At 46.7% G+C, this 22,453-nt stretch carries 15 protein-coding genes, 1 tRNA gene and 1 pseudogene; 3 read left to right on the forward strand and 14 right to left on the reverse strand.

Features of this window, described 5'->3' with window-relative positions:
* Positions 1 to 16: 16 nt before the first annotated feature.
* Positions 17 to 1,027, forward strand: a complete 1,011-nt coding sequence (locus AS158_RS00570) for an acyltransferase family protein (protein ID WP_165304306.1) — start codon at positions 17 to 19, stop codon at positions 1,025 to 1,027.
* A gap of 89 nt (positions 1,028 to 1,116) precedes the next feature.
* A tRNA-Asn gene (locus AS158_RS00575) sits at positions 1,117 to 1,192 on the forward strand.
* Positions 1,193 to 1,197: 5 nt separating this feature from the next.
* On the opposite strand, the gene AS158_RS09280 is transcribed toward AS158_RS00575, so the two are convergent.
* From AS158_RS09280 to malE, 13 genes are all read right to left on the reverse strand, one after another.
* A complete protein-coding gene (locus AS158_RS09280; RefSeq protein WP_241241219.1) occupies positions 1,198 to 2,082 on the reverse strand; it encodes a GGDEF domain-containing protein in 885 nt (294 codons plus the stop codon).
* Positions 2,083 to 2,127: 45 nt separating this feature from the next.
* Positions 2,128 to 2,718, reverse strand: coding sequence for a hypothetical protein (locus AS158_RS00585; protein WP_165304307.1), 591 nt, complete (start codon positions 2,716 to 2,718; stop codon positions 2,128 to 2,130).
* 104 nt (positions 2,719 to 2,822) lie between these two features.
* On the reverse strand, positions 2,823 to 3,875 hold the full coding sequence (locus AS158_RS00590; protein WP_165304308.1) for a galactokinase: 1,053 nt from the start codon (positions 3,873 to 3,875) through the stop codon (positions 2,823 to 2,825).
* Positions 3,872 to 4,828 (reverse strand): galactose-1-phosphate uridylyltransferase, encoded by a 957-nt coding sequence (gene galT, locus AS158_RS00595; RefSeq protein WP_165304309.1) that lies wholly within the window; start codon positions 4,826 to 4,828, stop codon positions 3,872 to 3,874. The genes AS158_RS00590 and galT overlap by 4 nt, the downstream gene beginning before the upstream one ends.
* Positions 4,825 to 6,483, reverse strand: a complete 1,659-nt coding sequence (gene galA / locus AS158_RS00600) for an alpha-galactosidase (protein WP_165304310.1) — start codon at positions 6,481 to 6,483, stop codon at positions 4,825 to 4,827. Before galA ends, galT begins: the two co-directional genes overlap by 4 nt.
* Before the next feature lie 5 nt (positions 6,484 to 6,488).
* On the reverse strand, positions 6,489 to 9,743 hold the full coding sequence (lacZ, locus tag AS158_RS00605; RefSeq protein WP_165304527.1) for a beta-galactosidase LacZ: 3,255 nt from the start codon (positions 9,741 to 9,743) through the stop codon (positions 6,489 to 6,491).
* 5 nt (positions 9,744 to 9,748) lie between these two features.
* Complete coding sequence (locus AS158_RS00610) at positions 9,749 to 10,729, reverse strand: ABC transporter ATP-binding protein (protein WP_165304311.1); 981 nt, start codon at positions 10,727 to 10,729, stop codon at positions 9,749 to 9,751.
* A 14-nt stretch (positions 10,730 to 10,743) separates the two neighbouring features.
* Positions 10,744 to 12,693 (reverse strand): beta-galactosidase, encoded by a 1,950-nt coding sequence (locus AS158_RS00615; RefSeq protein WP_165304312.1) that lies wholly within the window; start codon positions 12,691 to 12,693, stop codon positions 10,744 to 10,746.
* A gap of 57 nt (positions 12,694 to 12,750) precedes the next feature.
* Complete coding sequence (locus AS158_RS00620) at positions 12,751 to 13,752, reverse strand: LacI family DNA-binding transcriptional regulator (RefSeq protein WP_165304313.1); 1,002 nt, start codon at positions 13,750 to 13,752, stop codon at positions 12,751 to 12,753.
* Between the two features lie 15 nt (positions 13,753 to 13,767).
* Entirely contained in the window at positions 13,768 to 15,588 is a 1,821-nt protein-coding gene (locus AS158_RS00625) for a glycosyl hydrolase 53 family protein (protein ID WP_165304314.1), read from the reverse strand.
* Between the two features lie 14 nt (positions 15,589 to 15,602).
* Positions 15,603 to 18,074, reverse strand: coding sequence for an ABC transporter permease subunit (locus tag AS158_RS00630; protein ID WP_165304315.1), 2,472 nt, complete (start codon positions 18,072 to 18,074; stop codon positions 15,603 to 15,605).
* The gene (locus AS158_RS00635; RefSeq protein WP_165304316.1) at positions 18,074 to 19,807 is read right to left on the reverse strand and encodes a DUF4896 domain-containing protein; all 1,734 of its coding nucleotides are present in this window, start codon (positions 19,805 to 19,807) and stop codon (positions 18,074 to 18,076) included. Before AS158_RS00635 ends, AS158_RS00630 begins: the two co-directional genes overlap by 1 nt.
* Positions 19,808 to 19,866: 59 nt before the next feature.
* Positions 19,867 to 21,042, reverse strand: a complete 1,176-nt coding sequence (malE, locus tag AS158_RS00640; RefSeq protein ID WP_165304317.1) for a maltose/maltodextrin ABC transporter substrate-binding protein MalE — start codon at positions 21,040 to 21,042, stop codon at positions 19,867 to 19,869.
* A gap of 239 nt (positions 21,043 to 21,281) precedes the next feature.
* Here malE and AS158_RS09355 point away from each other — a divergent pair.
* Positions 21,282 to 21,557 (forward strand): annotated as a pseudogene (locus AS158_RS09355) (hypothetical protein); the annotation flags it as partial.
* Here AS158_RS09355 and AS158_RS00645 read toward each other — a convergent pair.
* On the reverse strand, positions 21,467 to 22,453 hold the full coding sequence (locus tag AS158_RS00645) for a LacI family DNA-binding transcriptional regulator (RefSeq protein WP_165304318.1): 987 nt from the start codon (positions 22,451 to 22,453) through the stop codon (positions 21,467 to 21,469). The pseudogene AS158_RS09355 and the gene AS158_RS00645 sit on opposite strands and share 91 nt — an antisense overlap.

Below are 22,453 nucleotides of genomic sequence, written 5' to 3' on the forward strand. Positions count from 1 at the left end.
AGCAGAGGTGGGACAGTTGGAATCTTTGAGGGGACTTTTGATTCTGTTCGTTTTAACGGGCCACGCCATCGTTGGGGTGTACAGAGACCTCACTTTTCTCATACCACTACTCAGATTCGTGAGTCCCTCTGTTTTTGTCTTCGTGTACCTGTTTGGTTATTTGCAGGGAAGGGTGAAAAAGAATCCTCTGAAAGTGCTTCGGAAAACTTTTTCCTTCTTTTATTTTTATCTCTTTTGGGCTTCCGTTTCTTTCCTAACCTATGTGTTGTTAGATGAAAAGTGTTCAACCGTCTGGGTAACGAAGAGGGTTTTCAGCGTTGATGATTCAATACTCAAAAAGTATTTGATCACCATTTTTTCCTTCACTGGATCATGGCAGTACTACTTCGTACTGGTTGTAATGATTCTGCTGCTGATATCGATTTTTATAAAAGACCCGCGGAAAATTTTACCATTTTCTTTCGCCGGAGCTGTTGCTAACTCTTCCTTCGTGAGCTTCTGGTTCCTCACGAAGGACAGACTCCTTCCTCCTATAGAAGGTGCGTTGATCACTTATCTCAATCCTGTTCACTGGCTTTTTCCATTTCTGATGGGATACAAAGATGCCTTTGAAAAGAAAAAAAGAGAACCAAGAAGATTCTCCTTGTTTCTTTACACCATTTTCCTCGTAATTGGATCTCTGGAGTACTGGAAAGCGTACGAAAAGTTCCACACACTCCTGGGGATCGATCAATTTTCCCTCACAGGAGTGCTTCTGGGAATCTACAGTATAGAAGTGTTCACCTGGCTAGCTGAGAAGGCTAATCTGTCTCTTTTGAAAAGGATGGGAAGGTATTCTTTCCTTCTCTTCATGATCCACATGCCGTTTCAATGGATGTTCTACGTGTTTTTCGACTCCTTCGTTGATCTTCCCGAGTGGTGTTGGGTGATCATCATGGTGATGTTCTCCTTGATGATCATGGAAATTCTGCTGAAACTGGCGCGAATCCTTCCAAAACCGGTAAGAAAGGTAATCATCGGGGCTTGATATCAACCTTTTTTCAATTTTTTCATTCATTTTACCGTCGAACCCACTTGAAATTAAGAGGGGTATGTAGTACAATTATCCGTAGAGGTTCCGGCGTAGCTCAACCGGTAGAGCGCCTGGCTGTTAACCAGGTGGTTGCAGGTTCGAGTCCTGCCGCCGGAGCCATTTTTTTATTTCAATGTCCCCTTCTTAACATCCTTCATTCTGTACATCAATTCATCGGCTTCTCTCAGGGTCTTTTCAAGAGTTTCTTTAAAGGGAACCACGCCGTAGGAAAACTCCGGCTGAAGAGTATGGCTGTTTTTGAATTCAAGCAGTATCTTCTGGAAGATTTCCTGTGCTTTCTCCGGCTTACATCCTCTCAGTATCACAAGAAATTCGTCTCCTCCCATTCTCACCACGATATCAGATTGTCTCACGTTTTTCCTTGTTGTTTGAACGAGGGTCCTCAAAATTTCATCACCGGTTTCGTGTCCATAGGTGTCGTTGATCTTTTTGAAATTGTCCAAGTCCACGTAAACAAAAGTTTCGTCCCCGCTGAGCTGAAGCTCTGCAAGGATTCCTCGATTGTAGGCTCCTGTGAGAGAATCTGTGAGACTTTTCGTGTGAATGATGACGAGTCGAGTCAATATATCCCTGTAGTGGATGACCAGAATGTATGTGAATCCGATGAACATGGATGCTATTCCGTAGTTGGAGAGAAGTTTCAAATTACCTATTCCAAGACCTATTACAAGTCCATCGTGAACGACGCAGGTCATGAAAAACAAAATAGAACTCACCAGAACTTTAGATTGAATCTCTGGAAGTTGGAAGACAAAATAAAAAGCGTTCACAAAAAGCACAATCGCCACTGTGCTTATGAACTTTTCCATAGTGATCAGATCAGATGCCAGCCAGAACACAACAGCAGCTGAAACATCAAGAAAGAGAATCAATTTATCGAAAAAATCGCTTTTATTGTTGTACATCTTCGAAAAACCTTTCACAAGAAAGTAAAACCCCAGATACGCGGAACTGACCACAGTTTTTCTGAAGAAAAGCAAAGAAGACACGGATCCTATATCCGAATAGTCTAGCAAATCGAACAACCAGACGGCTCAAAGAAGGCTTGCTATTCCAAAGTAAACGTAAGATTTCCTCTCATCTAAAGAAAGAGACGTTGACAGAAGAATCAGCACTATCCCTATGGAAAGCGCCATACCTATGGCCAGCGGGATCATCACCCTCGTCATGAACGAAAGCAATCTGTACTTTTTTGTCTCCGAATATGGGATGATGTACACACCAGAACCCGTTCCGATTCTGTAAAGAACGCTCACCTCTAAGGTGATCTCATTGAAATCATCGGGAAGTTCGAATATCACCGGTTGATTCCAGAAGTAACCGGCCCTTTTCTCTGCAAAACCACAACTTCCTATTTTCACACCATCGACATAGACAGCAAGATAAGAGCGATACATATGTGGAATGTAAAGGTACAATCTGCCTTGATACGGTAGTTTAGATCTGTTAATCTTATGTGTCAGAAAAACTGTGGAGGGCTGTGAAAACATCTTGTCGAACGTGGAGCCCAGTATTTCCATTTCTCCGGATTCACTCACTGCTATCCACGACTCTACTAGATACCCCTCCATTTTCGCAGCGTAGAAGAAGATGGAAAATATCAAAATGAACAGAGCAGCCGCCACCACTATGGAGAAAAAGTAATACCTCAGATAGACAAAAATCTCAGACCCCCCTGAACTCGTGAATGCTGACTCTATTTTAACAAAAAAGGGAGCTCAGGGCTCCCTTAGACTTTTTGAACACCGTCTGAACTCTCAATCTCATGGAAGGTGAGATCTATCCCAAAACGCTTCCTGTAAGACTCTGTCAGCTCTTCTTTTATCTTCCCAAAAGCCCCCTTCTTCGAAATAACGATCACTCCCCCTCCAAAACCACCACCGACCATCCTCGCACCGAGGATACCTTCTTTTCCTTTCAAATAATCCACGATGAAATCCGTCTCCTCACAGGAAACTTCGTACAGGTCTCTGAGACTCTCATGAGAGGAAAAGAGCAGTTTTCCAAGGGTTTCAAAATCTCCCTCTTTCAAGGCCTGGACGCTCTTCAGAACTCTTTCGTTTTCTTCGAGCACGTGCTGGGCGCGTTTTCTCAGAGTACCTGAGAGCCTTTCAAGATCTTCTTTTGTCACCTCTCGGAAACTCTTTTTCCCAAGCACCTTCAGTACCTCTTCACACTCTTGTCTTCTTCTGTTGTACTCCGAAGAGGAGAGTTCGTGTTTTACATTCGAATCGACGAGATTGATCTCGTAGCCTTCCAGTTTCAAAGGAACGTACTCGTACTCGAGAGTCATCGTGTCCAGAAAGATCGCGTGGTCTTTCTTGCCAAAAACGGCCGTGAACTGGTCCATGATGCCGCATCTGACTCCCACAAACTCCACTTCGGCTTCACGAGCGATCTTCACAAGTTCGAGTTTCGACATGTTGAAACCGAAATACTCTGAAATCGCGTAAGCGGTCGCCACCTCGAGAGCAGCAGAGCTGGAAAGACCCGCTCCCATGGGAAGATCGGAAGAAACGGAGATTTTAACAGGAGACACTCTGAAGCCTCTTTTTTCAAAAGAGGCGATGACCCCTGAGATGTAATCCGTCCACTTGTTGAGTTTTTCTATCTTTTCCATCTCCACCGTCTCGTTCATGTTCTCCGAGTGGAAAACGAATCTGTCTGAATCTTCGATCGAGAGAAACACGTACCTGTTCACCGCAAACGGCAGAACGTAACCGTCGTTGTAGTCGGTGTGCTCCCCGATGATGTTTATTCTTCCTGGTGCCTTCACTCTCATATCTCCACCTCCGTTTCTCTGAGCTGTCTCGCTGCTTCTTCGGGAACGACCGGGTTTATGAACGCCCATGTACCCGTCTCAACACTCGCCATCCACTTCAGCTTGTCTTTGTCTCGTTTCGGTGGATTGAACTCCACGTGAAAGTGAAAGAAGTGAGACACGTCCTCTCCGTTGAAAGGTGCTTGGAAGAACATCATCATGTAGGGGAACTCCTGATCGAAGAGTTTGTCGTATTTCGCAGTCACCACCTTGAGAACTTCGGCAAACTCCTTCTTTTCTTCCTTCGAGAACTCCAGAAGAGTGCTCACGTGCCTCTTCGGATAGATATGCACCTCGTACGGAAAGCGGGCATAGAAAGGAACGAGAGCGAGGAAATGCTCCGTCTCGTAAACTTTTCTCTCCTCTCCTTCGTTCTCCAAGATCTCACAGATAGGGCACTCCCTTTTCTCTTCGTACCACTTTCTCATAGCGTCTATCTTCACTTCTATTCTCTTCGGAAGGAAGGGAAACGCGTATATTTGACCATGCGGGTGTGGAAGGGAAGCACCGACTTCTTTTCCGCGGTTTTCAAAGATGAAGATATATTTCACAAAGTCGTGCTGAGAGAGGTCCCTTGTTCTGTCCACCCACATCTCAACGAGTTTTTCTATCTGCTTCAAAGGCATTCCAGGAAGTGCTGTGTTGTGATCCGAGGTGTAAACGACCACCTCACAGACACCGCGGGACTCTTCTTTCTTAAAAGGTCCCCTTTCTTTCCAGTCCACAGGGGGTGGATCTTTCTTCAGAGAGGGGTATCTGTTTTCGAAGGTGACAAGGTCGTACTCCTCGGGAAGTTCGAGACCTCCAACACAGATGGGACACTCCGTTTTCGATGGCTGTACCGGTCTTTTCTGCGTGGCCGCCGAAACGATCACCCATTCGTCTGTGAGCGGATTGTACCTGAGTTCCATCATTCTCTCTCACCCTCTTCGTAGAAGTAGAAGTTTCTTCCGTCTTCTCTCCTGATCACTCTTTTTTTCAAGGGAGATTTTCCTTCTTTTTCCAGGTGGTATTCTCTGCCGTTCAGATCGACCATGATCTTGACGTTTCCTGAGAGAGTTCCGGACGAGACGATCTCGTATTTCAGAACCTCCGACATGATGTTTTGAACCCGTGGTTTTCCACCGAGGAGTTCGAGCGTTTCGTTCAGAACCTTTTTTCCGTGATCTTTGACGAGCGAAAGATCATCGCTTTCTATGATCATGTTGTCGAGCACCCCACACGTGTACGAGTAGAGTTCCTTTTCTTTCGGTGTAAGATCCGTTTTCTCCTCTCTCAGTATCAGACAGTCAGGGTCGTTCAACCAGAGTCTGTCGTGCATGAAGTACCTCGTTATGGCGTTTCTCAGCGCCCATTTTGCAGCGGGAGCTCCGTTGTCTTCTGTATGTTCTCCCCAGAACGGTGTGGTGTCCGGGCCTATCCTCATGCCGTCGACGTATCCCACCGCGGGAAGAAGAGGAGAACCGCATCCGAGGATGAAAGAATCTTCTCCCACGGCCTTTCTGATCATCTCCATTCCCTTTCTGAACGCCTGAATCGGTGTTATATTTTTCTTTCTTTCGCCCGGAATCGCGCCCGCGAAGAGAAAGTCGATCTTGAAGTATCTGTAGCCCATCTTTCTCAGAGATGAGAAGAGATCGAAGAGCCAGTTCAGAACCTCATCGTTCGAAAGATCGAGAGCGTATATCTTTTTGTTCCAGTTTCTGTAAGCCGTCTTTGGCTCTCCGTTTTCCTTCACCACCCAGTCCGGATGCTTGTTGAACACATCCGAAGTTTCAGAAACGCTGAACGGAGCGGTCCATATACCCGGGATGAATCCTTTCTCTGCTATGACTCTTGCCATATCTTCCACCGATGGAAAGTCTCCTTTTGTTACGAGCCAGTCGCCTATGTCCTTCTCATAGGCGTCGTCTATCTGGAAGACCTCGAACGGAAAATCCTTTGCGAGTTCCAGGTTCTTGAGGGTCTCTCCCCAGGTGAGATCGAGGAAGTAATGGTACCAGCTGCACCATCCAGTGGGTGTGTGTTTTGGAACTCTAGCGTTGTTCTCTCTTCCAACGAGTTCCGCGTATTTCTCCAGAAGAAGAGACGTGTTTGGATCTTCGAGTACAACGAGAGGTTCAAGGGGGACGAAGTCGTCGAACTCGACATCGAAGTATTCAAGATACGCCACAAGTTCCCCATCTTCCACAGCGAAGAAAGGATGGGCGATTTTCGAACTCAGAAATCCGTACACCCTTCCTTCTTCGGCCACGAAGTAGTCGCTCTGGAGGTTCCTTTCAAGTACATCGGGCACCACCGAAGCGGTGTATCTCCAGTTCGGATCTATCTTGGGTGGTTTGAAAGAGGAGACATCGACCACCCTGCACGGTCCCCAGGACTGCCAGTTGTTCACAAGTACCTTTTCCGGTGCTTTCGCTCGAAGAACCTCGAGACTTCCCGGATTTCCCTTCACGCTGCCGGAGATCTTCCAGCCGAGGTGTATCTTCTCCACCGCGAACTCAACCGTGAAGCTTTTCTCTTCAAGAACGAATCTTCCCTCTCTGAAGGTTTTTCCGAATATTTTCACACAGATCACCTCACGTAGATGGTTTTTCTCGTGTTCAGATTAGTATGTATCAGATGTTCACCCTTCTTCAATCCCTCCACTTTGAACACCAACTCTTCCCTCTTGAAGGGAGGAATCACCACTCGCCTCACCGAGTGCTCGTTTCCATCAACGAAGATCACTACCTGTTCTTCCTTGCTCAGCGGTGTATCGTTCAGAAGGGACAGTTTCACGTTCAGGGTGTCTCCTTCGCGTATCATGTCTTCTGAGGACATCCCAGCATGGAGCGTTTCGGGGATCGCCGGAAGAACCCTCCAGGATGGGATCTCTTCGCTAATCCTCATTCTGAACGAGTATCTGTGAGGTTCTGGAAGGAGCCTGTATTCGAGGTGTGGTAGTGCGCCCCAGCTGTCGTCTCCTCCAAGGCCCATCTGTCTGAAGTCCACATTCACGGTGACGAAGTCCCTCTCCGAGAGTTCGTTTATGTGCTGCGCCCTCTCGAGATCCTCCATGGAGAAGGGCCAGACGCTGAAATCTATCTGCGGCATGCCCGAGACGAAGAGTTTCAATTTGCCATCGGAAAGTGCGAACCATCTCACATCCGATCTGTTCCCCGTTTCCTGAGGCCTGACATACCTGTGTATCATCTCATCGACAGCCTTTCTGTACTTTGCAAAAAGTCCGCTCTCTTTTCTGTCCCAGTAAGTCTCGTGCGGTCCCCTTCCGTACCACTCCACAGTGTCGAACCCTTCAGGGACCGTGAACTGAAGACCGATCCTTGGAATCTCCTCTGCACCGTCGGCGGGAATCAGAGAAAGGTCCACAAGGATGTCCCCGTTTCCAAAGACGGTGTATGTTGTATACACCCAGCTGTTTCCTGGTACCTGATAGATACTCTGGACGGAAACACGGTTTGCTTCATTTTTCCAGTGCATTTTGAAGAGTTTTCTCTCTTTCGATGCCCTCTTCCAGACGGCGAGCCTCTGCGGCATCCTGTTTCCAATATCGTTGTCGGTTGGTGCTCTCCAGAAGTTGGGAACAATGGGACTTTTCAGGATCTTTCTTCCTCTGTGAATGATCTGCTCTAAAAGACCGGTGAGTTTTGAGAAGATAAACGCTGTGTCTTTTGTTTCAACGGTGAGATGTTTTCCATCCTCCCTGAGTGATACTCCATCTGAAACAGACCTTTTCTCAAAAGCTGGTGCTTTCAAAAGGAACTGCTCCCATGCCACAACGTGGCCTTTTTCTGCCCAGAGGGTATCCTCAGAAAGGGAGAAACTGATCTCGAGAAAGTACTCAGAATCGTCCATTTCCGGGAGTGGTATTTTCAAAAGACGTTTTTCTCCGGGTTCAGCAGAGATCTTGAATGTTCTTTCTTCGATGACCTCTCCATCCTTTCTGATTCTCCAGACACCATCGAACATCTCAAGGTTCGTGAACAGATACCTGTTTTCCACCTCGTAGGTGTCTTTCGATACCTGTCTTATTTTGACGTTCTGATAGATCTTCTTCACCTCGTAAAGTTCCGGCTCAGGTGTTCTATCGGGCAGTACCACACCGTTTATACAGAAGTTTCCGTCGTTTGGTGTGTCACCGAAGTCACCGCCGTACGCCCAGAATTCTCTTCCGTTTTCGTCCTTCTTTCTTATTCCCTGATCCACCCAGTCCCAGATGCACCCTCCGTGAAGGTACGGGTACTTTTCTATCACATCCCAGTAGTCTTTCAGATTTCCCACACTGTTTCCCATCGCGTGCGCGTACTCACACATGATGAAGGGTTTTTCTCTCTTCTTTGAAGCGTACTCAAGAAGAACGTCTATCTTCGGATACATGAGAGAGAAAACATCGACGTAGTACGATTCTCCCCTCCTTGTTGTTCCCTCGTAATGGATAAGCCGCGTGTTGTCTCTTTCCTTTATCCAGAGAGCGGCTTTTTCGAAATTCACTCCGTCTCCCGCTTCGTTTCCAAGAGACCAGAAGATAACACACGGATGATTCTTGTCACGCTCGACCATCCTCTGGATTCTGTCGAGATGTGCCTTCTCCCATTCCGGTCTGTTCGCAAGTGTCACTTCAGGATCCCAGCCTATACCGTGGGATTCGATGTTTGCCTCGTCTATCACGTAGAGTCCAAAATAGTCACACAGATCGTACCACTTCGTCTGGTTCGGATAGTGCGATGTGCGAACTGTGTTTATGTTGTGCTGCTTCATGAGTTTTATGTCCTGAATCATCCTCTCCACCGTCACCGCATGACCCCTGTCAGGATCGAACTCGTGTCTGTTCACTCCCTTTATGTAGAGAGGTCTCCCGTTGAAAAGAAGCGTCCCATCTTTTATCTCTATCTTCCTGAATCCGAAGTTGACCTTCTTTTCGTCCTCTCCCAGTTTCAGCTTCAGAACGTACAGGTGCGGTGTCTCCGCGGACCATTTTTTTGGATCTTCCACATCGAATGCAAAGGAAAGGACTCTGTCCTCCGGCTTTACTCTTTCTTTCACGAGTGTTTTTTCTTCTCCATCCGGTGCGATGAGTGTTAATTCAAGATCTTTTTCCTCTTCCTCACCGAGGTTTCTCATCTCCACGTCCAGAAAGATCTTTCCGTTCCTGTAATTTTCATCCAGATCCGTTCTCACGAACACGTCCCTGATGTGAAACTTCGGCAGCGCGTACAGATAAACGTCCCTGTATATCCCGGAAAGCCACCACATGTCCTGATCTTCGAGATAGCTTCCATCGCACCACTTCAGAACCTCAACGGTGATCAGATTCTTCCCTGGTCTTAGAACATCGGTGAGTCTGAATTCAGCGGGCGTGCAGCTGTCTTTGCTGAATCCAACTCTCTTTCCGTTCACCCACAGATAGAAGAAAGATCGAACTCCTTCAAAATGCAGAAAGATCTCCTTTTTGAACCAATCCTCAGGTATCTCGATCCACCTTCTGTACACCCCGGTCGGATTGTCGTCTTTTGGAACGAAAGGAGGATTCGGTTCAAATGGATACACCACGTTCGTGTAGATGGGCTTTCCATATCCTTTCATCTCCCAGTTGCTTGGAACTTCTATCTCATCCCAGTTCGAGTCGTCGAAGTTCTCTGAAAAGAAATCCTCCGGCACCTCGAAGGGATTCTTTACGAAGAAGAACCTCCAGTTCCCGTTCAAAGAGATGAATTCCTCAGGGTACTCCCATTCCCCGCTGAACGGGTTCAGATAGGTTATGAAAGAGGCGTGAGGTCTTTCCGTTCCTTCACTCACAAGCTGTGGGTTTTCCCATTCGTGGGGCATATTCTTCACCCCTCCACCAGAAAACAGGCCACTTTATGACCCGGGTTTATCTCCTTTAAAAGTGGTTCTTCTTCCCTGCATCTCTGGCTGGCATGTGGACACCTCGGGTGGAATCTGCACCCCGGTGGGGGTGTCACCAGCGAGGGTGGCGAACCGGGAATTCCTGTTCTCAGTTTCTTATCACCGATCGTTGGAAGGGACTGTATCAGATAACGCGTGTAAGGGTGGAGAGGATTTTTGAAGATTTCCAGCGTGGGCCCCTCCTCCACGATCTTTCCCGCGTACATGATCGCCATCCTCGTTGTGATCTGAGCGTGAACCCCCATATCGTGTGTCACCAGGACAACGGTGTTTTTCAAATCACTTTGAATCTTCCTTATGAGCTGCATAACAGCACGCTGAGCCACCACATCGAGTGCCGTCGTCGGTTCATCAGCGAATATGACGCGCGGTTTCAGGACGGTGGCGAGTGCTATGGTAACTCTCTGTCTCATACCTCCCGACAGCTGGTGCGGGAACATATTCAAAACCCTCTCAGGAAGGCCAAGATCCTTCAGATGCTGAACCGCAAGGTCGAGAAACTCCTTAGTCTGCTTTTTAACGTGACTGCTCAGAATCTCTATGAAGGTATCCCTCACTCGTTTCACAGGGTTGAGCACGTGCATTGATCCCTGCGGAATGTAAGAAATAAAACTCCACCTCAATCTCCTTGTTGCTTCACTTTTCAACAATGCTACATTCGTAGGCTTTCCTTCTATGTTGTACAACAACTCACCATCCATCAGACGTAGCGGTGGATCGAGAAGAGCAAGCAAGGCTTTCAAAAGCGTGGACTTTCCACAGCCCGATTCACCAGCTATGCCGTAAATTTCGTTAGGTAGTATGTCAAGGCTCACATTATCAACAGCTTTTACTATTTTTTTACTACCCCAGAGGTCCAGCACGTAATAAGCTTTCAAATTCTTTCCTGATATCAACGCTTCCATCTGTTGGATCCCCCTCAGTGTTCGTTTTCCTTCCATATCAGCAGTCCGTAAGGAGGAATCTTTTGATCTCCTAAAACTATCTGATCCTTCGCTGGTATTTCTAAATCTACCTCCTCAGAGGTGAAATTGAAAGCGAAAATATATTCACCTCTCCTTTGAATGCGTACTCCTTTTGGTAGCCTTTTCGTTTCAATTCCCGATTCTTTTGAAAGTGTTTCAAAGAAATCTACGAGGAAGTCTTCGTTCGGCCAGAAGGCAAGGTAGAAGACGTTTTCCTTTCGGAAAATGGCTCCAAAATCGTCTTTGAATCTTGCAATCACTTCCGTGATGGTGGGATCCACATCCTCTCTCCATATCGAGACAGGATACTCTTTCCCGTTCCAAATGAGAGTTTCAGCGTTGTACCCAAGGCTTTCAACCTGTCTCACCTCGATGGGTATGAGCTCTTTGAGAAGACCAGGAGGCATCTCGGGAGGAATCTGGAAGGTCTCTGTTTTGCTTCCACTTCTTGGACCGAATATGAGAGGACCGCTGTATCTTTTGAAGGTTTCCAAGGCTTCTTCCTTCACGATTGCAAGACTTGGAACAACGACCATTCTGTATCCTTCCAGAGAAGATCCGGGAGGTACTATGTCCACGTTCAGGCCAAGCCCTCTGAGGGCACTGTAGAATCTGAAGACAAGATCGAGGTAGTTCACCCTCTCGCCGTGCGGTTGTATGGAGAAGACCCACGCCGTTTCGTAGTCGAAAACAAGCGCCACCTCACTCTTCACCGGCTCGTTGATATCGATGTTTTTGAGCTTTTCGAAAACCTGCTTTACCTCGTGGTACCCGAAAGAAGGTGCTGAATCAGGTGCCAGAAGTCCAGAGTGCATTTGTTCCTGTGCGAAGGGGACCTGCCTCCATCTGAAGTAAGAGACCACCTCCGCACCATGTGCGAACGCCTGCCACGTCCAGAGTCTCACTGCTCCTTTGGCGGGCCAGAGATTGTAAGGAGCCCAGTTCACAGGTCCTGCTTGCTGTTCCATCACCCAGAATCTTCCTCTGCCCACTCCCCGGTACAGATCGTGCGAGAATGAGATGATGTCCGGGTGTCCCACTCTGTCGAACGGATTTTTTGTCTCACCCTTCATTCTCAGAAAAACGAGGGTGTGTCCGAGCGGGTAATTGTCCCAGGTCGCGAAATCCAGGTCTTTCGAGAGTTTGTAATGATCAAAATCTGTGAAACCGGACATGAAATTGTGTGTGATGAATCTTTCCGGCGAATACTCCCTTATGATCTCCACCTGAATCCTGTTGAATTCCACCACCTGGTCGGAAGCGAACCTGTAGTAATCGAGAAGATGCGACGGATTCGGGTCGGCAGGGGTGAGATTCGGAAGCTCTATTTCGTTGAAGGATCGATACTCCTGGCTCCAGAACACTGTTCCCCACGCTTCATTCAATTTCTTTATGTCGCCCTCGTACTTTCTTTCCAGCCATTTTTGGAAGGCTTTTTTGCACCTCGGACAGTAGCACCTCACTGTATCGTGACAGCCGTACTCGTTGTCCGTCTGCCAGCCTGCGACTGCCGGGTGTTTTCCGTACCTTTTCGCTATGATGGTGACGATTCTTTTCACTTCCTCTCTATAAACAGGGCTGGAGAAGCAGTAATGTCTTCTGGAACCAAAATTTTTCACCCTGCCATCTTTATCAACGGGAAGGATCTCCGGGTGTTCATCGATGAGCCATTTCGGAGGTGTGGCGGTGGGAGTTCCCAGCACGATCTTGAGCCCCATCTTCTCTGCCAGCTCAAGCGTTTTGTCGAGCCAGTCCCAGTTGAACTTTCCACGCTTCGGCTCTATCCTGCTCCAGGCGAACTCTCCAATCCTCACGTACTCTATCCCGAGCTCTTTCATCCTTCTGAAGTCTTCTTCCACTCTCTCTATTCCCCAGTGTTCAGGGTAGTAACAGACTCCGAGCATACATATCACCCCTCGTGAACGTTCACGGAAAGATAAAGAAAAAAAATCGATCAAGCATCAGCCACTTTCCCTCACAACGAGCTCCACATCCAAGATTACTCGTTTTCTTTTCTTTCTTCGCCCCTTCAATCTTTGAAGAAGCATCCTGAACGCCTCATATCCCATTTCGAACTTCTTTATCCTCACCGTTGTCAGAGAGGGGCAAACAAAAGAGGAATAAACGATGTCATCGTAGCCAACAACAGCTACATCTTCTGGTATACGATATCCACGTTCTTTCAAGGCCTTCATTGCACCGAAGGCGAGCAGATCGTTGTAGCAGAAGACCGCATCGAATTCAAGTCCCTTTTCAATCGCTTCCCGCATCGCTTGATATCCGCTCTCTATATCGATGTCTGTTTCAATGATCAGTTCCTCTCTGAATGGTATTCCGTACTCTTTCAAAGCTTTTTTGTATCCTTCAAGTCGCATGTAGGCAGCCGATTTGAACAGATATCCAGTGATCACGAGAATGTTTTTTCTTCCTCTTTTTATGAGGTGTCTAGTTGCAAAAAAACCTCCCTTCACCTCATCGCTGTGGATCTCATCCACTTCTAACTCTTCGAAGTGTCTTCCGACTATGACGAAGGGAACCTTTCTTTCGATCAGAGCTTTTATATCGTCTGATCTGTCCTGAACGGGTGTTATGAGAAGACCATCGACTCTCCTCTGAAGAAGCACTTCTATAGCTTTCTCTTCGTTCTCGTAGACTCTCTCGGTGTTCATGAGCATGATCTGATAGCCGTACTTCCTCGAGGCGGCTTCTATTCCTTTCAATACCTCCGCATAGAACGGATTGGCACTGTCGGCTATGATGACCCCTACGATGTTCGTTTGCTTGCTCCTCAGAGAGGAAGCAGTGGCATTTTTCACATAGCCGAGCTCTCGAGCGATTTTCAAGATTTTTCTCTTAGTCTCTTCACTGATGTCAGGCTTGTTGTTGAGTGCCCTTGAGACTGTGTTTATGGAAACTCCCGCTTTCTCTGCTATGTCTCTGATCGTAACGTACTTTTTCTTCATGGCCTAACCCTCCGGTTACTCTTCTCTGAAAAGATAGAAATCATCAATGAATCCCCAGTCACCTGCCCTTCCCTCGACAGAAACGGTGATCTTTATTCTTCCTGTTTCAACTTTTATGTTCCTTATCTCAGGGTTCTTCCATTCGAGCCAGCCCGTTGTTTCAACTTCTACAGATCGCTCAGTCCCACCGTAATTACTCACCTTCAGAGCAATTTTCACACCTTTTCCTCCCTGGGTCCAGAACCCTACTCTGTACACACCTGCTGGAAGTTCCACTTCTTGGAACAATTCGAAACTGAAGGATTCATCGAGCCAGAAATTTACTGCGTACTCTCCCTGGTGCGCGTTGCTTGAAGGATTGGCTTTCACAACTTTCACCGCTTTTCTGTCTCCCGAAACCTGCCAAGGCGAAAATTCTCCTGTTTCAAAGCCCGGATTTTTCAGATAGTTTCTGCTACCCTTCACAGTGAGTGTCGCGAAAATTTTCCGGTCGATGTCTTTAATGTAACCTTCCACTTCGTAAACACCGGATTTTTCGACGAGTGAAGGATCAAAGTTCCATTCGACGTGCAAAGATCTGATGGAATCGTCGCTGAACAGAACTCTCACAGCATCTGGAAACTTTGGAACTTCTCCCAGGTTGGTAGTAACCTCCACAGGAAGGATCTCTTTTATCGTAATCCCCATTGGCGATGACGTTTTCACCAGTTTGAAGACGTTCAGTGACGGGAGAACGTTCCCGTTGAAATCGAACATAGCCTGATTTTCCCAGGGGTTTCCTTCCCCGGTCTTCCATCCCGCACTCTTCACAGGGATCCAGTCCCCTTCCCAGTAGAAGATCCCGAGCCCATGGCCGTTGGGAACGCTGTTTACCACTTCTATGAGATCTCTCAGAAATGTTGCCTGTCCCTGAACGGTTGCCCTGTAACCACCTGTTAGTTCCATTTCTTCACCATTGAAGATGTTGGGATAGCCGTCTCCATCTTCGAGTGTCCAGGCGTAAGCTGTTTCAACAACGAGCACATCCTTGTTATATCTTGTGGCTATGTCGTAGAGGTTGTTTTTCAGATCCTCGAGGGTTCCGTGCCAGTACGGATAGTAAGATACACCTATTACATCGAAGTCCACGTTTCTTCTTGTGATCTCGTCGAAGAACCATCTGAAGAGAGAGTTGTTTCCACCTTCAGCCAGATGAATAACGATCTTTATATCCGGATCAACCTCTCTAACGGCCTTGATGGCAGCTTTCAAAAGTCTCGTGAATCCGTCGAAACCACCCGCACCTTCTCCAGAAATCTTGCCATCAGGCCAGAGAAAACCATTGTTCACCTCGTTTCCCACCTGGACCATGTCCGGAAGGGCTCCGTTCCTTCGCATGTGGTTCAGCACAAGTTTCGTGTAAGAATAAACCGCTCTTTCTAACAATTCGTCATGGAGATATTCCCACTCTTTCGGTTTGTTCTGCTTTCCAGGATCCGCCCACCAGTCGCTGTAATGGAAGTCAAGAAGCACTTTCATTCCGAGTTTCTTTGCCCTTTTAGCGATTTCTGTCATCTTCAAGTAATCGCAGTTACCCCCTCCGAGAGGATTCCCATTCTCGTCTCTCGGATCGTTCCACACCCTCAACCTGATCCAGTTTATTCCATGATTCTTCAGTATCTCAAGACAATCTTTTTCCACACCATTCTCGAAATATTTCCCACCCAGTTGCTCGATCTCGTAGAGCATAGAAACATCCATTCCAAAGATGAAATCCTCGCGCAGGTTTTTCACCGGGTTGACTATCAAACCAAAGGCCATGGAAGAAATCATCAGCACTAAAAGCACCCCTTTCATCGAATCAACCTCCTTCACTCTTTAACTGCACCCCTTGTAAGACCACTCACGAGGTACCTCTGGAGTGAGAGGAACAGGATCACCATCGGTGTCATTCCAAGAAGGGCTGCCGCAGTGAAAAGTCCCCACTCCGTTTCGTATGGACCCGTGGCGAACGCTTGAAGACCAAGAGCGTACGTGTAGTGCCTCACATTTTGAAGGATGATCCTCGCAACAACGTATTCGTTGAACGTTCCAATGAAGACCAGTAGGAACACCACCGTGAGAATTGGTCTTGCAAGTGGAATTATGATCTTGTAGAAACTCTGGAAACGCGTTGCTCCATCGACGATGGCTGCCTCCTCAAGCGAGGTGGGAATTGTGTCGTAGAAACCTTTTATCAAATACATGTTGTAAGCGATGTTGGTGAGGTATGCGAAGATCAATCCACCGAGAGTGTCAATTCCTATGAATGGAATGTACTTTCCCATGAAGTTCAGAAGATCGTATATGGCAATCATGAAGATCACACCCGGGAACATCTGTATCAGAAGGAGTGCCATGATTCCGTAACGCCTTCCAAAGAACCTCATTCTGCTGAATGGGTAAGCCGCTATAGCACACACGGTCGTTGTTATGAATGCCACTATCAGAGATACAATCACGGAATTGAGAACCCACAACCAGAAATAGTGTTTCGTTTTCTGTTTCCAAATCTGGTCTATTCTGAAAAGCTCCTTGTCTATATTTCTCAGGTCTTTCTTAACTTCGGAGAACGGTACAAGGTCAATCAGATTACCAGCTCGCCTCGATGCGACTGACATGTTCGCCCTGACTTTGTTGACGAAATCCATTTTCACAATGTCGTACATTCTGTTCAGAACACTCGAAGACACGTACACTCCCTGAGATGAAAGGGATATGAGATCACCGTAAGATCTTTCGAGGCCGCTCAGTGAGGTGTGCATTTCTTCCAGTATTGTCTTCAGATTCTCCGGGAAAACATCGAATTTGCTCGCAAAATCTCTGTACTCTTCTATCCACCGCATTTCCTTTACCACTCTGGATATCCTGCTGTAGAGTTCGTCTTTTTCCCAGTAAGAATTCATGAAATCTCGAAGAGTCTTCAGAGCAGAAGAGTACCTGAGGAGATCAGTTTTTTTGAAAGTTTTAACTCTTTCAAGTGAAGAGATCGTTGTTTCAAGATTGTATCTGAAAACGATCAGGTTCAGCGTTCTCTGAGGCTCCAACAGTTTCTGCTGAACCTCAGAAATTTTCTGCTGATACTCAGAAATTTTCGCAGTTAGATCCTTTTCCTGCATTTCAAGATCCTTTAGACGCTCATTGAGAACGCTCAGAACCGCTATTCTGTCTTTTATACTGGCAATAGTTTCGGCGGTTTCCTTCAGAATTCTGATGAGCCTTGGATGCAACTCTTCGTAGATTTTCACAAGATCGGAGAAAAGAAGACGGTCTCTCAAATCTTCGTTTCCTTCGGAGAGTTTTGTAAGCTCTTTTTTCAATTCCACAAGTAAATCTTTCAACGAATCGTATTCAGCGAAGGTGCTCATCTCATCGAGGATTTCATTCAGCATCTGAACGGTTTCTGAGATGTTTCGGGAGAATTCTTCATCATCCACAGGAAATGGACTTCTCAACGTAGTTTGTCTTATTTGTTCCCTGAGATTGTTGAGTTCTGAAAGTGAGATCTTTATCCTTTCCAGCGCTGGTATTATGTCTTTTTCGATCACGAGATTGGCTTCCATCACATCATCCTGGAGAGCACTGTACTGTTGCCTGAGAGAAGACATCTCCTCTTTCACAGCATTCAGTTCTCTTTGAGTTTCTTCAATGAGTTCATCGTATCCATCAGCCAATTTTTCGTAGCTTTCTTTCAGACTCTCTATCGCCCTTTCGTATCCGTCTCTTGTACCGCTGTCAATACCCGTGAACCTTTCCAGCAGCTCTTCCAACGCTTTATGAGCAGTTGAATTGTATCTTTCCTTTGAAAGGACGAGATAAAGAGCCGCTCTGTTTTCCTCCGAATCACTCAGATCCGGTATCTGGATGGATGAAAAAAGTTCTCTCATTTCCTCGATCGTTCTGTTTTTTATCTCTTCGGAATGATCGTTCAGAAACGCATCAACTCTTTCAAAGGAATTCACAGCGTTGTTCAACCTGGCCTCCGTTTCTGACAGATAGGTTTTCACTTTTTCGATAGAAATCTTTACAGCGTCCCTGAGTTCCTCTTCAGACCAGGTATCGTAAGGTTTTACCTTTGAAATCATTGCCTGGAGATCCTGCACGAGAAAGGGAAGATTCTTTTCAGGTGCCACAAGATCCCTGTAATGTTGCAGAGTCAATCGTGACGTGAACAGTTTTGAGGAAAAGGCTGCTTCATCTCTTCTGAGAGACGTTGTTACTACCCAGACAACGGGAAACAGAATCACCGCAATTATGAAAATGAGAAAGATGTGTGTAAAGATATTTCCTCTTCTCTGCACCATTATCTGCTCACCTCTTCGAATGCACCAGACAGCTTGAAGTTCACGAAGCTGATTCCGCCGACGAGGAAGAAGATGAGTATTGAAATGGCACTGGCAAAACCGAAGTCCTGTCCCTGACCACCTTCAAACGCCAGTTTGTAGACGTAAGAGATCAAAATATCCGTGTATCCTGTTGGAGTGGTCGAGTTAGGAATTGGAGGCCCACCACCCGTGATCAGGTATATGATTGTGAAGTTGTTGAAACTGAAGGCGAAACTGCTCACGAGGAGTGGTGCAATGATGGTCATAAGGAGTGGGAAGGTGATGTGTACGAATCTCCTGAATCTTCCTGCACCGTCTATTGCCGCTACCTCGTAGAGCTCTGGTGGAACGCTCTGAAGGGCACCGAGTGAGATCGTCATCATGTACGGAAACGTGAGCCAGACGTTGACGAGAAGGACCCCCACACGTGCCCAGAAAGGATCGTTGAACCATCTTAATGGTTCAAGACCGAAGAGAGGCAAAAGGAACTTGTTGATCACACCGTAAGACTCGTTCAGAAGTCCATTGCGCCAGACCAGAGCCGAAATGAAAACTGGAATGGCCCAGGGAATGATCAGAAGTGTTCTGTAGAGGTTTCTTCCCTTGAGTCTTGAGTTGTTCAAAACGAGCGCAAATGGAAGTCCCACAGCGAGGGAAAGGACCACACTGAGGACAGCCCACACAAAAGTCCAAAGAAATATTCTGAAGAAAGGACCGGAAACCTTCGGATCTTTAACGATCCTCAGGAAGTTTTTCCATCCCACAAAATCTATGAATCCAACAAGGAACGTCTCGTTCCCATTTTCGTCCACATCGTAGAAAGCACCTTCACGTTCTACCAATTCTCTTCCAGTGAGATTGTTCACCACTGTGGTCGTTATCTTCATTTTTCCACCGTCGTATATCTCTTTGTAAGCCAATCTGTAGAGTCTCTCCACGTACATGAATCTCCATTCTCCATCTGGAGCAATTCTCAGAGCTAATTTTTTTCCATCGGGAAGCACGTATTCTGCGTTCACCAAATAGCTTTGAGCTATTCTGCTCTTGAAGTAAGGTGCATTCAACCTCAGAATCTCGTCATCGGGTGAGTAGAAGCTCTTGTAGGTCTTCTCAGCACGGACTACAAGATTGATCTCCGAGAGATCCGCAGGCCATGGAACGATCCTGAAGGTGTCGCCGTTCAGTGAGATCGTTTCACCTGTGATCGGCACCAGATTGAACTGACTCAGGAGGACCTCCTGACCTCGTGCAACAACTGGTTTCGGTCTTTCACCAAGGAAAATGGTATCTCGCGTTTTGAAAAGTATTAGGAAGTCATCAGTAGGAGAGAGACCGTTGTACACCACGAACACCTTATATGAAACAGGAGTCGAATCTACCACATAAGAAAAATTTGGGTCATAGAGAAGTCTCTCTATAGCTTCCTGTCTCGACATGAAGTGGCCTGTTCCATAATTGGTGAACGCCACTTTGAAGGTGAAGTATATCGGATAGAGTACAAGAACAAAAAGCAAAATAAGAGCAGGTATGGTGTATCTGTAAGGATATCCTTTTGGGTTGATAATGAAGAAATCTATTAGAACCAACAGAGAGAAAAGCACTATCGAAAGTTCGTAATACTCGTTCTGGAAAAGAAAAACACCAGCCCAGAAAAGAGCGATGTTCAGAATAGCAAGAAGAAACCAGAGAAACAATTTAACGATGTTTTTCACTGTTTTCCCTCCCTGAATGTGTGGAAGGGGCTGGGAACCCAGCCCCGTAAAATTTTATGTTACTGAATCTGGGCTTTGATTCTTTCGACGGCGTTTTTGAGCGCTTCTTCGACCGTTGCTTTTCCGTTCACAACGAGGTTGAGTGCATCGTTCATAGCGGCCCAGACAGCGGCCATCTGTGGAACGTTGGGCATTGGAATACCGTTGGCTGCGCTCAGTGTGAAACCAACTACGTCTGGGTTATCTCTCACAAGTTCGAGTACGTCCTTTCTGGAGGGAAGTCTTGGGTCTCCAAGGTAGATCCTGTACATCGTTTCCTTTTTTGCAATGAAACTGGTCAGGAATTCGATGGCAAGGAGTTTGTTTGGGGATTTTGCGTTCACCATGAAACCCTGGACTCCAACGAAAGGTCTTGCAGGAACGCCAGGTTCCAGATCGGGGATCGGGGCTACACCGTAGTCTATTCCTGCATCCTTGTACGCCTTAACGGCCCACGGTCCGTTGATGATCATTGCCGCCTGGCCTTCCCTGAACATGGAATCCATGATCTGATAGTTGTCACTGGGATCCAGTATTCCCTCATCGACCATCCTTTTGAGGAGCTTCACACCCTTGATGGCTCCTTCGTTGGCCAGTCCAATATCGTTGACATCCAGTCCTTTCTCTGTCTGTTTGAATACGTATCCACCGTATCCGAAAATGAAAGGAGCAATGTAGTAAAACTCGGCCGCTGAGGTGATGAAACCTCTCACTTCTCCTCCAAATTCTTCATCGATCTGTTTTGCTGTCTCTATGAGTTCGTCCATGGTCTTTGGGGGTTCAGGAACGTAGTCCTTGTTGTAGATGAGTGCTATTGCTTCCATGGCGTAGGGAATACCGTAGAGTTTTCCACCGTAAGAGAACGCGTTGAGGGCAGTTTCATAGAAGTTCTTCAGATCACTGAAGTTCGGAATGGGTTCGATCAAACCGTTGACTGCGAGCTCACCTACCCAGTCGTGTGCTCCAACGATGATATCCGCACCCTGTCCTTCAGGAGCTGCTGTGAGGAACTTGGACTTGATGTCTTGGAAGTTCACGTACTGCACTTCAACCTCTACGCCGTACTTTGCCTTGAACTCCTCTCCGAGTTTTTGAAGGATATCGACCTGCTTCTCAGAGCACCAGATGGTGAGTTTCGGCTGAGCGAGGACAACGAGGGAAACGACAAGCAAAGCGATCACCAGAAATTTTTTCATACCACCTTCACCTCCTTAAATATTGAGTGTCTTCAAATCATCAAGATAGATATTACCATACGTAAACGTTACCGTGAAAGTTACCGTGATGTCAAACGATATCCCGAGGAGATTTTCGATGTTATTTCCAAATAATTTCTTGAGATCGACTTTTACAGCAAAAAAATGAATATTTCTGTGTTTGATTTACATAATGAAGAGGATCTTGAAAAGAGGGACGCTATAAATCCGAAGGAAGACCGGATTATTCTTACTCGCCCGAAGAAATACGGAGCAAATTCGAATTCGTCAGGGGAAGGATCAAAACAAACGAGTACAACCAGATCCCTGTGGAATGGTTGTTCACAGAAGGAGACATCGTCCACGGTCCGGATATCACTCCCGGTGTAGAAAAAAATGAAAAAGCCCCTCTTCGGAGGGGCTTTTATAATTGTTTCACGGATTCTCTTTCGATGATCTCAACAGGTAGAACGACTCTTCTCGCAACCCCTTTCTTCCCGGAAAGTCTCTCGTAAAGAATCTCGAAAGCCACTCTTCCCATCTCTTCCCTCGGTTGTCTCACCGTGGTGAGTGGAGGAATGGTATAGCTCGATATGGGATCGTCGTCGAATCCCATGATGGAAATTTCATCTGGAACAGATACACCAAGATCGTGAAGTGCTTTGAGCGCACCGAAGGCCGAAAGGTCGTTTATTGCAAAGATCGCAGTGAAATCCCTGCCGTGCTTCTTCAGGTACCTTTCCACCGCGTGGTAGCCGTGTTCAGCGAAATAACCGCATGGTGTGACTTTCACATCTATTCCGTGTCTTGTGCTGTAGTCGATGAAACCCCTTTCTCTGTCAGAAAAAGAGTAAACATCTTTTCTACCTTTCAAAAGGAGTACCTTTCTGTGCCCCTTTTCCAGAAGGTACTTTGCACACATTCTACCAGCGGCGTAGTTGTCGATGCCAACGCTGTCGAGCCTGATTTCTGGTTCTTCCCTGTCCACCACAACGACTGGAATGGCACTCTTTATCAATCTTTCAAGCTGTTCTTCGTCCTTCTTTGACGAGCAAACTATGATACCATCTACTCTCTTTGCAAAGAAAACTTCCAGTCTTTCCAGCTCCACGGAGGTTCTGTGAAGTGTTGTTGAAATCATGAGGGTGAAGTCTCTCTTTATCGCTTCTTTTTCTATGCCCGTCAATATCTCGTTGTAGTGAAAGCCACCGAAATTGGGAACGAGAACCCCGATGGTTCTCTTTAAAACAGCCCCCTTCACAGCGTACACAGGGTGATAATTGAGCTTTCTGATGGCGTCGATTACTCTCTTTCTCGTCTCTTCCGAGACGTTATCATAACCATTTATCACGCGCGAAACAGTTGCTATAGAAACACCAGCGAGCCTTGCTACATCTTTGATAGAGGGCAC

It is taken from the genome of Thermotoga sp. 38H-to (genome assembly GCF_011057665.1).
Lineage (GTDB): Bacteria > Thermotogota > Thermotogae > Thermotogales > Thermotogaceae > Thermotoga.